General features: G+C 52.9%; 7 protein-coding genes. 1 reads left to right on the top strand and 6 read right to left on the bottom strand.

All coding sequences use genetic code 11. The features are described 5' to 3' along the window. Positions 1 to 418: 418 nt before the first annotated feature. The 6 genes from ABDW36_RS11670 to ABDW36_RS11645 form a co-directional block, all read right to left on the bottom strand. Positions 419 to 919 carry an RNA polymerase sigma-70 factor gene (locus ABDW36_RS11670; protein ID WP_343702078.1) on the bottom strand — a complete coding sequence of 167 codons (501 nt, stop codon included), beginning with the start codon at positions 917 to 919 and terminating at the stop codon, positions 419 to 421. Positions 920 to 1,016: 97 nt separating this feature from the next. Then, the gene (locus ABDW36_RS11665; RefSeq protein WP_343702077.1) at positions 1,017 to 1,937 is read right to left on the bottom strand and encodes a DUF5017 domain-containing protein; all 921 of its coding nucleotides are present in this window, start codon (positions 1,935 to 1,937) and stop codon (positions 1,017 to 1,019) included. 11 nt (positions 1,938 to 1,948) lie between these two features. Further along, on the bottom strand, positions 1,949 to 3,511 hold the full coding sequence (locus ABDW36_RS11660; protein ID WP_343702076.1) for a RagB/SusD family nutrient uptake outer membrane protein: 1,563 nt from the start codon (positions 3,509 to 3,511) through the stop codon (positions 1,949 to 1,951). Positions 3,512 to 3,536: 25 nt separating this feature from the next. After that, a complete protein-coding gene (locus ABDW36_RS11655) occupies positions 3,537 to 6,917 on the bottom strand; it encodes a TonB-dependent receptor (protein WP_343702075.1) in 3,381 nt (1,126 codons plus the stop codon). A gap of 102 nt (positions 6,918 to 7,019) precedes the next feature. Beyond that, a complete protein-coding gene (locus ABDW36_RS11650; RefSeq protein WP_343702074.1) occupies positions 7,020 to 8,216 on the bottom strand; it encodes a FecR domain-containing protein in 1,197 nt (398 codons plus the stop codon). Between the two features lie 66 nt (positions 8,217 to 8,282). Next, complete coding sequence (locus tag ABDW36_RS11645) at positions 8,283 to 10,658, bottom strand: BNR-4 repeat-containing protein (RefSeq protein ID WP_343702073.1); 2,376 nt, start codon at positions 10,656 to 10,658, stop codon at positions 8,283 to 8,285. 174 nt (positions 10,659 to 10,832) lie between these two features. Between ABDW36_RS11645 and ABDW36_RS11640 the strand changes: the two genes are divergently transcribed. Then, entirely contained in the window at positions 10,833 to 13,337 is a 2,505-nt protein-coding gene (locus ABDW36_RS11640; protein ID WP_343702072.1) for a phospholipase C, phosphocholine-specific, read from the top strand. Positions 13,338 to 13,350: the final 13 nt, after the last annotated feature.

Genomic DNA, 13,350 nt, shown 5'->3' with positions numbered 1-13,350 from the left:
ACGCGTTCCGCACAAGTGCGGTGAAACGTGCTTTTCGGCGCATGAATCCCTGTTTATCGTTCCTGAACATTAAAATACGGGATGCATGTTGTGAGTTGTGGGAGCATATTTATCATTCATGCCCCCAAACAGCAATGAACAACCTATTCCTGTTGCAGGAGAATTACACGAAAATGGTTCTTCAGCCATGAATGAGCCGTGTCTATATAGGGACAAGATATACACAACTGGAACACAAGATATAGACGGTATATACACAGCTTATATACGATGAAACACCGAAAGGCGACCGATGTACGACCGGCATTTTTCCGGTAAATTAGGGACTATCTCAGTAACTGTGTAAGTTTTCAAAAATCGGGACTGTCCCTATTGAGGGCACCTATCAGGCATGCTTCCACCGGATGTCAAAAAAGCTTTATTCCGGAATGAGCTTTGTCCTCAATATTTTAGCGCCCCGTTGTTTCTGCGTTTTAACTGTATTCATGGAAACACCAAGCTCGTCGGCAATTTCCCTGTTCTTCATTCCGTCAATATATCCCATCCAGGATATCTTGCGGCACCCGTCGGGCATAGAAGCCATCACTGCGCATATCTTTGTTAATACTTCCGTCTGGATGATCTTGTTGATCACACCTTCTTCTTCTTTTTCCGTGGGGGAAACGGGCTGCTGTTCAAAGTCTTTTACTACGCGGCGGTGGCGTACAATGTTCAGGCTGATATTTCTGACAGAGGTATAGAGGTAACTTTTGATCATGCCCTGCTCGCCGGAGATACGTTCCTTATTGTTCCAGTATTTGACAAATGCTTCCTGCACCGCATCTTCGGCGTCTTGTTTATCATTCACTATTTTGAAAGAAAAATAGACAAGCCGGTCGTAATATTCATTAAAAATTGCTTCTAATGGAACTCTCTGCATGTCAAACGTTTTTATAACTGGAATTCATGTTTGTATGCTCAATGCCCGTATATGGCGTATATAAATATAATCAACTTCTTCACAACCTCCCGTGCCATCAGGGAACGATCTCAATTTCCACTTCCCGCACCATTTCCTTACTGCCGGCAATATTTGCGTTGAAGGCGGTGAACACGGCCCTGTACTTGCCCGGCCGTGGATATACATAAACGGTCTCCGTCACTGCCGGGTCAGCGTACCCTTTAACAGATGCCGGCCTGTCCGGGCCGTAATCCAGGTCGCCTGTTTCCATACCTTTGGTGACAATCCAGCATTCGGTGTCTACCGTTCTGGTAGAATCTGCCAGTGCCGGGGCTATCAGCTGAAGGGTGGTGGCGGAAATGGTAGACCGGGATGGCGCAATGTCCGGCATCTGATCAAAAATCCTGAACCCGCCATTCAGCATGCTTCCAAGTTGAATGGCCCCTATGGAAGTTTGAGCGGTGAGCAGGAAGTTCTGGACCCTCCATACATTGCCTGTACCGTACACGGACGGATTTTTCACCCTGTACCGGAAGGCAAGATAAAGCGGTTTTCCCGCCGTTTTCAGATCCGTTATATCTGCCTTCCCGGAAGGTGTATACGTGGCGCTGCCTGCCAGCTTGAAGCGGCTTGTAATATCCGTCCAGGTAGCGGCTGTAATATCTTCAAACCGCGTGCCCCCGTTAAAATCTACAGAAGCCATCACACTTAGCTGGTCTGCCTGTTTTCCAAACTCCACACTGGTATTAAAAGACAGATCGAGGCCCGCCGTTTCAACGATCCTGCCGGCGGCAAAAGCATAGTCATGCAGCGGTTCTCCGGAATAAAATGAAATAAGGTCAGGGTTGCCCGCCAGGCGGAACTTCACTTCCTCCCCGGCCCGCCAGGTGGGCTTTTCCACCTTCACATCGAAAACCGGCTCATTTACTTCCAGTTTCTTCATGCAGCCGGCAAACAAAAAAAGACCGGCGGCTATTATATACAGATGCTTCATCATATCGTTTTTAATCACCAGTTAGGATTCTGCTCCAGCGCCGCATTCAGGCTCAGGTCTTTAGAAGGGATGGGGAAAAGCAAATGCCTTTCGTTCACGTTCCGGTATGCCAGGGAATAAAACCCGGTTGCCCCGTGCTGTGACATGGCGGTGGCCACGCCTTTCATGACGGGAATGAAAATACCCCAACGTAACAGGTCTGGCTTTCTCAATGCTTCGAAACATAATTCCCTTGACCGTTCATCCACGATCCTGTCAAAAAACTCATTCTTGTCGGTGATCGTATTGGCGCCGGTGTACAAAGAGGCTTTTGCCCTTCCCCTGACAAGGTTCAGCGCCTGCAGCGCATCTGGCGTAGGGCCTCCATGAAGCTCATTTTCAGCTTCGGCGTACATCAAAAGCACATCAGAAAAACGCAGCAGCGGAAAATTGGTGGGCGTTGAATTGGCGGAGCCGGGTTTCACCAGCTCCCATTCCCGCCGGTACTTCCCTACATAGCGGGTATACAGGTCAGCGTCTTTTGTTGACGTGTAGTTTGTTTTCCCCCCGGCGGCGGTGTATTTATAGGGGGCAATGGCGAGGTCTCTCCTCACGTCCTGCGGTTCGTAAGACTTGTACAGATTAGCCGTTGCATTGATGAACCCGTAAGCATAACCGATAAGGTTGGTATTGGTAGATGCAATGCCTATCCACGCACCGATCTGCCCTGTTTCATCATAGGAGCCGGAAACATTTCCCCAGAACTCCACTTCCCAGATGCTCTCCTTGATATCATACTTGTCTTGCGCGTAGTTGATGAAAACCTGTGCATAGTCCGCGTTCAGCATATGCCCTTCCTCCGCATCGTCTATCACCTTCTTAGCCCAGTAAACAGCCTTTTCATATTTGGAAGCGTCTTTCAGCGGATACCCGGCCATGTAGAGGCATACACGCGCCAATATGCCCCTTGCGGCAGACTTGCTGACCCTCCCTCCGAAACCCAGTGTATGAAGCGGCGCCACGAGCGTTTCCGCCTCCTCCATGTCCTGGATGATCTTTTCATAGACTTCCTTTGCAGATGCCCTGGGTACTTCTATTTCCCCGCTCCCGGTTGTTGGCGTCAGGATCAATGGTACGCCTCCGAAATGCTGCACCAGGAGAAAATAAAAATACGCGCGCAGGAACAGCGCTTCTCCCCTTACCTGCTCCCTGAACGAGGCGTCTATCTGGGGGTTATTGTTCACGTTGGCCAGCAGGTTATTGGCCCGGTTGATGCCGATGTACAGGTCGTTCCATAACCCGCCTACATAAGAATCGGAGGGAGAAAAATTGTAGACCTGCGGGCCGGTCACTACCGCGTCCGTATTGTAGAACCCTTCATCGGCCTCCATGCCCAACCGGCAGGTATAATGGCGGGCATACAGGTTCCTGGCGCCCAGCATGTCATACACACCTATCAGGGAGGAGGTCAGCTGATCTTTGGTTTTATAATACGTGGAGGGAGACAGCTGATCGGTAGGTACCGTATCCAGGAAACGGGTGCAGGACCCTCCTGCCAGGAGCATTGGAACAAGCAACATCAAAGAAATCCGCTTCATATCTGATCACCTTGTTTATTATGTTTTAGAATGTGGCATTTAAACCGAAAACCAGTGTACGCGCATGTGGATATGCGGAAAAATCAAATCCGGGGGTGAGCGTTGACTGGCGGGACGATACTTCCGGGTCCATGCCTGAATAGCTCGTCCATGTAAGCAGGTTCTGCGCGGACGCGGTCAATCTCAACCCTTTCATACGCCATCTCTGCAGGATAGCAGCCGGAATGTTGTACCCTAACGAAACTGTTTTTAAACGCAGATAGGAAGCATCTTCCAGCACCCGGTCTGAATAACGGCCCAGCGGCCCCTGCCCGCCTACCCTGAAAAGGGTGTTGCTGGGGTTATCGGGCGTCCACCGTTTGTTATAGCTGGCAAACTGGTTCATCTCCGGCCGCACGGTGGCATTGCCTTCAAACAAGATCCGGTTGGCGTTGTAGACGTTATTGCCGTAAGACCATTGCAGGAACACATGCAGGTCAAATCCTTTATAGCTGACGTTATTGCCAAACCCTCCGGTATGCACCGGGAACACGGTGCCGATAACGGTCTGGTCATAGCTGTCAATAGTACCGTCGTTATTGAGATCGCGGTACCGGATATCACCGGGCTGAATCACATCCCTGGCGTTGCCGTTTGTTGGTATGCCGCTTTTCAGCTTGTACACCCCGGGTTGGGGATTATCAAAATCTTCGTACTGGTAAATGCCATCGAAAATATAGCCATAGAACATTGCGGCGGGGAGGCCCGTCTGCGCAATGTACAAAGGCGTGGTATTGTACTGGGATTCAAAACCGACGAATGAAAAAAGCTTGTCCTGCCCTTTTGTTAGGGCCAGCACTTTATTGCGGTTAAAGCTGATATTAAAGCTGCTGCTCCATTTCAGATGTTCATGATCGATGTTCACGGTACTAAGGCTCAATTCCAGCCCTTCATTCCTGAGCTTGCCGACATTCTTAAATACGGTCTGAAACCCGGTGGTGCCGGGCAGTTGCGCATTCAGCAAAAGATCATTCGTTGTTTTCCGGTACACTTCGGCGGTCAGCTCCACCCTGCCGTTGAACAAACCGAGGTCATACCCTATATCCAGCTGCTCCGCCACCTCCCACTTCAGGCCGGGATTGCCGAGGTCCAGCGGCACGATCCCTTTTAGCGGCGTGGCGTTGTTCCAGGAGTAGGCGGCGGTATTCGGCATGCCCAGGCTGGCGAAGTAGGCGAAATCAGTGACGCGGTTATTGCCGGTATAACCGAAGCTGGTCCTGAGCTTTGATTCCGATACAAAAGGCAGCTTTTTGAAAAAAGGTTCCTGCGCCATATTCCATGCCACTGCGGCGGAAGGGAAATACCCCCATTTGTTGCCGCGGGCAAATTTCGAAGAGCCGTCTCCCCGCATGGTAAGGGTGAAAAGGTATTTAGACCGGTAGTTGTAGTTCAGCCGGGCGTACAGGGAAGCCAGCGTGAACTTGCTGCTGGTAGCGGGACTGGAATAAGCGATCCCTTCGTCAAACCCGGAATAGCCCAGCTCTTCGTTGGGGATGTTCTGAACAAATACGCCGTGCAGTTTGCTGGTGCTGCTTTGCAATGAAAAACCCGCTACTGCGTTGAAGCGGTGTTTCCCGTGAATGGTCTTCTGGTAGCTGAGGGTGTTCTCGTTAGACCAGCTGTTGGTTTCGGCATACATTACATTGCCGTTCACGCCTCTCACGTTCAAGGGGTTGAAAGGAGAGCCCTGGATGGTTTTGGAGTTGTAGAAATTCTTATTTTCTGAAGAACGGTTATTGACCGTACCGGTGATGCGCAGATCGAAATTCCTGTTGATGGCATAGTGCAAATAACCGTTGACCAACAGCTCCTTGGCGATGCTTTCACGATTGGTGTTCTGCACCACCACCACGGGGTTGAAACGGGCGTTGTCCGCATTCACCACAAGATCGTCGTAGTCCGCTTCCAGCAGGTCTTTATTGGGATCGCTGTTAACGGGGCGATATCCCCAGATGTTGGAGAACAGGTAGGATGTGGTATTGCTCCCTGCGTAAGAAGCAGCCACAATGCCCGAATTGGAATTATCGCTGTAGTTCGCATTCACGCCGGCCTTCAATTTGGCGTTGATGGTCTGGTCTACAACAATACGCCCCTGGTAGCGCCGCGTGCCGGTATTGGAAATAATGCCCTGGCTTTTGTTGAGAGCGCCTGAAATGGAGTACTTTGTTTGTTCCGATCCGCCCCTGACCGCAAAGTTATACATGCTGTACGGACTGGGACCAAACACCTCATCCGCCCAGTCAATTCCCTGCACGTCCCGGTAAGATTCCAGCGTCCTGCCATCTGTGAAATACCGCGCTGCCGTGCCGAGCGGGCTTCTTTCATATTGCAGCTGCACAAACTCGTATGGGTTCATCAGCTCCATCTGCTTTCTTGTTTCATTGAACCCGTAGAGGCCGTTGAATGTGATCACCGGTTTGCCCGTCTTCCCCTTTTTTGTTTCGATGATCACTACGCCGTTGGCGGCCCTGGCTCCGTAAATGGCCGTAGCGGAAGCGTCTTTGAGCACGTTGATGGTTGCAATGTCATCGTTGTTCAATGAACGCGCGTCAAAATCTTCTACGGGAAATCCATCTATCACATACAAGGGAGCTGTGCTCTGCGTTAAAGAACCCGCCCCGCGGATCACGATCTGCTGGCTGTTGCCCGGCTGACCGTCGTTAGAAGAGACCACCACGCCCGCCACTCTGCCCGCCAGCGCTTCCGTAAATGAAATAACAGGGGCTTTCTGCAAATCGGCCACGTTCACGCGGCTGACGGAGCCGGTGAGGTCTTTCTTTTGCACGGTCCCATAGCCGATCACGATGGCTCCTTCCAGCTGCTTTATGTCCGCTTCCAGGGTGATGTGGTGGGTACCGGGCGCCCTGACAACAACCTCCCTGCTTTTGTACCCCAGGCTGGCAAAGATCAATGTAGCCTGACCGGCAGGAAGGCTTATTTCGTAGTTCCCGCCCGCATCACTGACACTTCCGGCACCGGCGCCCTTGAGCCTGACGCTGACGCCCGGCAAAGGCTCGCCTTTTTCATTCAAGATCTTCCCTTTCACAACGGCCGGCGGAGCTGCCTGCGCAACAGCCGCCCGTTTTACAACGATGGTTTTGCCGATCAGCTGGTAAGTGAGCGGCTGGCCGTCAAAGCAGATCCGCAGCACCTCCTCCAGTGAACCTTTTACAACATGTATGTTCACGGGTTTTGCACCCTTCAGCATTTCCTCACTGAATATGAACAGGTAGCCGTTCTGCCGGTTGATCTCCTTAAAGACAGTTTTCAATGGCAGCTGCTGCCCTGAAATGGTTACATCCTGCGCAGACACTTTTCCGCTTGCCAGCAGGCAAACCACTGTGAGCAGTACAAACACCATCTTCATCGGCAGCGATAATTTAAATGATAATTGGTTGATAGTGCTATCCTTCCAGAATAATAGCATTGATTTCATAACATGGAATATTAAAAACGCGAAATGGCGCTGTTATTTTTTGTTTGCCGCCTTTACAATGACTTTTCTTCCTTGTATTTCCAGTTGCAAATCTCCCGACACATTGACCATTTCGATGGCTTCCGGTAAAGATGTATGCCTTGAAATAATACCGGTAAAATGGATCTCCGGCGTTCCTTCCTTCTCATATACTACTTCTATATCGTACCAGCGCGCCAGTTGCCGCATCACCAGTTCTATGCCCGCATTCTCGAAATGGAACAAACCCTGTCTCCATGCTACAACCGCCTCTGTGTCCGTTTCCACAAGCCGGACACCATTGTTTGCAATGGCCTGCTGACCGGGTTTCATCAGCTTTTTACCGGTATGGTCGCTCACTATCACTGCACCTTCCAGCAAGGTTGTCCTGGTTTCTTTTTCATCCCGGTAAGCCATGACATTGAAATGTGTGCCTACTACTTCCACTTTTGTTCCGCCGGCGCTGACCACAAACGGCATGCTGCTGTTCTTCGCTACCTCGAAATAGGCTTCGCCGTTCAGCTCCACCAGCCGGATGGAGTCATGAAAAGCGGTAGGGTAACGCAGGGAGGAAGCGGCATTCAGCCATACCTTGCTTTTATCAGGCAGCACCACCCGGTACATGCCCCCTACAGCAGTGCTGATGGTGTTATAAGCGGCAAGCTGACCGCTGTTGGCGGCCTTGTCCTGGTACACCAGCTGCCCGCCTGATTTCACCAGCCTGGCCGTGCTGTCTTCAAACAACGCACCGTCGCTCACTTCATTCAGCGCAATAACGGAGCCGTCAGACAGGGTAAGCGTTGTTTTCCCCGTGCCTGCCGGGGATATGCTGTCCCTCTTTTCTGCCTGCACCGTCTCTTTTCCAGCCTTGTTCCCGGATGCCAGCCAGAACAATGTTCCACCAGCCAGGCAGACCAACGCCAGCGCTGCAACGGATAATGAAAGGCGCCTCCTTCTCCGCAAACGGACCACCCTGGATTCATTCCCGGTCAGATCAGCGATCCGCTCCCAGGCCCTGCCCTTTTCAGCGGAAGAAAGCAAGGCAAGCTCCTCTTCCACCGCTTCGCTGTTCCGGAACCCCTCCACCAGCTCCCGGTTATCTTCATCCAGCGCCATCCATTCTTCTACCATGGCACGTTCTTCATCGTTCAGCTCATCCTGCAGATACCTGAAAATCATATCTGCTCTCTCAAAAGGGTTTAAATTTTCCATATTGAATAACTTATCGTAAGACACCTCAGCGCAAAAAGCGGGTGACAAGCGCGCATTTTTTTCCGGCTACTGGAATTTGACGAACTTGAGCGTTCTGCTTTCAGCTCCTATACGCAGCTCCGCTACCAGCACTCCTTCAGGCAGCCCTGCCGAAGGCAGCACGTAAGTATTATAGCCTTTCTGGACCGTAAATACCCTGTTTACCAGCACCCGGCCCAGCAGGTCAACAATCCTCATATGCGCCTGGGATGCTGCCGGGGCCTCAAACATGGCATGCACTTCGCCATTCCTGGTTGCCCACAATTGCAGTGACCGGATAATGCCGGCGCCGTCCAGGGATAACACGGAGGATTCCTTCATGATCACCCCTCCGTTTGTCTGCCGCAGCCGATAGTGGTTAACAGCGGGCAACGGCCTTTCGTCCACGTAAGTATAATTTTGCGGCAGGGAGGAAGGCGTGCCCTGGATGTGGCCGATCACTTCAAAATTCTTTCCATCCCCGGAGCGTAACAGCTGGTAAGTGGAATTGCCTGCTGCCGGTGGCGCCTGCCACAGCAGCCGGATCCCCTGCAATTGTCTTTTGCCGGACAATAACAGCGGAGCAGGCGGCGCCTGGGCCTGGCGGAAACCGGCGGAATCCGGCTGCCTTACAAAGCGGACGGCATCTGCAATAACGTATTGGCTGTCTCCTTCATCTGTCAGCATCACCACCCCGTTACCGGTTGAAAGGGTTGTCATGGCATGCGTTCCGAGCAATATCCAGCCGCCGCCGGGCTGCGTCTGGTCTACATAATAAGTTGTATTCAGGCCGCTGTGATACACCACATATTTTGCGTTGGTGGCCCGGCTGGGAAGACCGTCCGGCAACCAGACGTACACCGAATAGTTGCCGGCCACCGGTATGGTGGCCCGCCACTTCACATAGTTGGCCCCGGAACCGCCGGAAGCCCTCACATGATAGTTGGCGCCGTAATAGTCCGGCACCGCTGCGGAAGCGTTCCAGGCGCCTGTTATTTCCGCAGTGGTATTGTCCAGTGTAATGGCAGGTTCCGGCGAGAGGCCGAACTCTATGGTGCGGATGGCGGAAGGCTGGCCGCTGGCCGTATATTTCTCCTGTACCTGCACAGAGAGTACATTGGATGTTCTCATCCGTTCCCGGTCTATCGCAATGGTTTCTCCCGCATATATCCCGGACTGGTTATGACGATACGCCAATGCCCAATCGGTATACCCGCTGGCGGCCGTTGCTGTCCATACATCCAGGTTATTACCCGTTACCGCGTACAATGTTCCGCTGCTGTCTGCCACCATGTTGACACGATAGGAGTTGAAAGGCAGCAGTTGGGTAGACCATACGCCGCTTGTATTCCGCATATGATGATAGGTCTTCGATTTGCTGCTGGCATCCGTCCAGCTGGCGGCATTGGCCTCGGAGGCAAGCATATGTTTTTTGAACGCGTGCACCCTGCCCTGCCGGTCTACATCCATATACTCCTGGTTCAGGAGCCCGTGCTGCTGGCCCAGCGGATAGATGACGGCCGCGGTGTCCGCCAGCCCTATCAGATCAGTACCTGTACTGGCAAAAGCAGTACCCGCATTATTCTTCCAGGTCCTGCCCTCATCGTCGCTATAGGCATACATAATATCGTGCTCAGATTGTACGTCTCCCGTTTCCCGCCAAGTGAACAGGAAGTGAAGCCTGCTGCCGCCAAAATACCCCATACCGTCCCGGTAAGCATTGCGGTGCGCACCATCCGTAACCGGCCCCGTGTAAGTGCCGGCCGATGAGGTAAAGAACCCCAGGTCAGTCCAGTTGCCGGTGGCCGTATCATATTCAAACAGCCTCTCCTTGCCATTGCCACTATTTCCCAATCTTAGCACGAGTTGAAGATTCCCGGACGGCGTGGCCATAAAAGCAGGATAGGTAACAGCGCTCTGGGGAACGCCGGTACCCGGCAGCGTATCAGTGATGGCGCCAAACAGGGATTCATCCCAGGTGTAGCTGGACGGGCTGTTGGCCACACCCGCAATAGAAACCCGGTACTTGAGCGGTGATACGTGATGATCGAACGACAGATGTATCTTTCCATCCGCCGATATTCCCAGTACCGGCACATTATGGCAATCTACCGTGGTGAAAAGGTAATCCGTGAACACCAGGCTTTCCCAGGCCCCGGAAGGCAACGCCCGCCTGCCCAGGCAAACACGGCGGTCTTTGTTGTAATACACCGCATACTGATAGTTGTTGCTGGTGATAACGTGGCTCTGGCTGAAGCTTTGAATGCCCGGGTAGTAGCCATAGGCGTTCGTAGCGTAAACCAGCGCTTCAGCGTCCAGGGTTTTGTTATGCATGAACAGCAGCTCCTGGGAAAAGGAGCGGGATGTTGCAAATGACAGGATGAGCAGTACTGCAGCTGCCCTGCATAGTATATTTGTTACCATAGGCATTCCGGCTAATGGTCTGAACATTAACCTGCAGCTAAGACACGCGCGTGCCGGAATGGGGTGACAAAACGTAACATACCGTTAATCACTTTTTTTTACTTACACTTGGTTATTTTATTATTTTGTCTGGCCTTCAAAATGTTTCATAACATTTAAAACCATTTAAAATATATGGATACCAGACGGGAATTTCTCAGGAAATCGATCCTGCTCTCCGGCGCCGCCGGCGTTTCAACCATGCTGCCAGCCTCCATTCAGCGCGCGCTGGCCATTGACCCGCAGCCCGGCAGCACCTTCCTGGACGCGGAGCATATAGTGATCCTCATGCAGGAGAACCGCTCTTTTGACCACTGCTTCGGCACGCTGCGCGGCGTGCGCGGCTGGAACGACCCACGGGCTATCACCTTGCCCAACAAAAATTCCGTGTACCTGCAGACCAATGAGAAAGGAGAAACCTACGGGCCTTTCCGGCTGGATATTAAAGACACCAAGGTAACCTGGATGGGAGACCTGCCCCACTCCCGCGCCAGCCAGGTAGACGCCAACAACCTGGGCAAGTATGATAAATGGCTGCCCGCCAAAAAACCGGGCAACAAACAATATGCAGACATGCCGCTGACCATGGGGTATTACACGCGGGAAGACCTGCCTTTCAACTACGCCATGGCAGACGCTTTCACGGTGTGCGACCAGAACTTCTGCTCCGCCATGACCAGCACCACGCCCAACCGCTCCTTTTTCTGGACGGGCAAGATCATGCATGATGAGAACGGCCTGCCCAAAGCGCACATCCGTAATAACGATTACAGCTACGGCAAGCTGAACTGGGGCTCTTTCCCGGAACTGCTGGAAGAAAGCGGCGTGGCCTGGAAGTTTTACCAGAACGACGTAAGCTGCGGCGGCGGGTTCAAAGGCGAAGAAAGATCCTGGCTGGCCAACTTCGGCTGCAACCTGCTGGAATTCTTCGAGCCTTACCAGGTGAAGTTTACAGACCGCTATGTGAAGAACCTGCAAATACTGGTGGACACGCTGCCCGGCGAGATCAACAAGCTGGAGGAAGCCACGCCTTCTGATGAAGCGGCGGCTAAAAAGATCAAAACAGACATCAGCAAAAAACAGGAAGCGCTTGACAATGCGCGTGCCGAGCTGGCCAAATGGAACAAGGCGAACTTTGAAAAACTGAGCGGGAAAGAAAAGAGCCTGCACGAGCGCGCTTTTGTAGTGAATTCAGGTGATCCGGATTTCCGCACCGTTACCCAGCTGAAATATGAAGACGGCCAGGCAGCCCGTGAAGTGACCGTACCCGCCGGCGATCTGTTTTACCAGTTCAGGAAAGACGTGAACGAAGGCAAATTGCCCACTGTATCCTGGCTGGCCAGCCCGCAAAACTTTTCAGACCACCCCAGCGCTCCCTGGTATGGCGCCTGGTACGTGTCTGAAGTGCTGGACATTCTCACCAAAAACCCGGAGGTATGGAAAAAGACCATCTTTATTGTTACGTACGATGAGAACGACGGTTACTTTGACCACGTGCCTCCCTTCTCCATCCCTGACCTGTCCAAACCCGGTACCGGAAAGGTGTCTGCGGGTATAGACACGGAGATAGAACATGTGCGGCTGGAGAACGAGCTGAAACAGGGCGTGCCTAAAAAGGCCGCGCGCGAAGGCGCGGTAGGCCTTGGCTTCAGGGTGCCGCTGCTGATAGCCTCTCCCTGGAGCCGCGGCGGCAAGGTATGCTCCCAGGTATTTGACCACACCTCTACCCTGCAGTTCCTGGAAACGTTCGTGAACCGGAAATTCAACAAGAACATCCGCTCCGCCAACATCAGCGAATGGCGCCGCACCATCTGCGGAGACCTTACGGCGGCCTTCACGCCGTTTGACGGCACCAAACCGCCGCCTATTCCCTTCCTTGACCGTGACCAGATGGTGAAAGACATCTACAACGCCAAATTCAAACAAGCGCCTTCCGGCTATAAAAAACTCTCCCGCGAAGAAGCGGCCAGGCTCACGCTGAAACCGGTCACCCACCAGGAGCCGGGCCAGCGGCCGTCCACCGCGCTGCCTTACGAGCTGGCGGCAGACGGGAAATGGAACGCGGCCACCAAAAGCTTTGACATTGAAATGAGCGCCGCCCTGCACCTGGGAGAAGAAGGCGCCGGCTCACCGTTCACCGTATACGCACCGGTGGCCTATAAAGACAAAACCGGCGAAGAGGTTTGCCGTAACTGGCATTTTGCCGTGAAGCGCGGGGACAGGCTCAGCTATAGCTGGCCGGCCGACGCCTTCAGCAACGGGCAGTACCACCTGCGCCTGCATGGCCCTAACGGTTTCTTCCGGGAGTTCAAAGGCAAACAGCCCGCATTACAGGTAAGCTGCCATGACCAGCTGGACGCCAGGAGCAAAAAACCTTCCGGCTCCCTGGAGCTGAAGCTGGAAAACACACAGGCAGCACCCATTACGGTAGTGATACGGGACAATGCGTATGGCAACAAAGAGATCACCCGCCAGCTGGCAAAGGGCGGCACGGAAACAGTGCATTTACCCTTGCAGAAAAGCCACCACTGGTACGACTTCAGCGTGACCGTACAAGGCGACGCCGGCTTTGAGCAACGCTACGCCGGCCGCGCGGAGAACGGGCGGGAAGGCATGAGTGACCCTGCTATAGGCAGTTGAGGATAAGATAAGG

The organism is Chitinophaga sp. (assembly GCF_039596455.1).
In the GTDB taxonomy this organism is placed as follows: domain Bacteria; phylum Bacteroidota; class Bacteroidia; order Chitinophagales; family Chitinophagaceae; genus Chitinophaga.
This window is presented reverse-complemented; position numbering and strand designations above follow the sequence as displayed.

Coding starts and splice junctions, on each gene's coding strand:
- ABDW36_RS11670 (WP_343702078.1), bottom strand. CDS start 919: ATGCAGAGAGTTCCATTAGAAGCAATTTTTAATGAATATTACGACCGG.
- ABDW36_RS11665 (WP_343702077.1), bottom strand. CDS start 1,937: ATGATGAAGCATCTGTATATAATAGCCGCCGGTCTTTTTTTGTTTGCC.
- ABDW36_RS11660 (WP_343702076.1), bottom strand. CDS start 3,511: ATGAAGCGGATTTCTTTGATGTTGCTTGTTCCAATGCTCCTGGCAGGA.
- ABDW36_RS11655 (WP_343702075.1), bottom strand. CDS start 6,917: ATGAAGATGGTGTTTGTACTGCTCACAGTGGTTTGCCTGCTGGCAAGC.
- ABDW36_RS11650 (WP_343702074.1), bottom strand. CDS start 8,216: ATGGAAAATTTAAACCCTTTTGAGAGAGCAGATATGATTTTCAGGTAT.
- ABDW36_RS11645 (WP_343702073.1), bottom strand. CDS start 10,658: ATGGTAACAAATATACTATGCAGGGCAGCTGCAGTACTGCTCATCCTG.
- ABDW36_RS11640 (WP_343702072.1), top strand. CDS start 10,833: ATGGATACCAGACGGGAATTTCTCAGGAAATCGATCCTGCTCTCCGGC.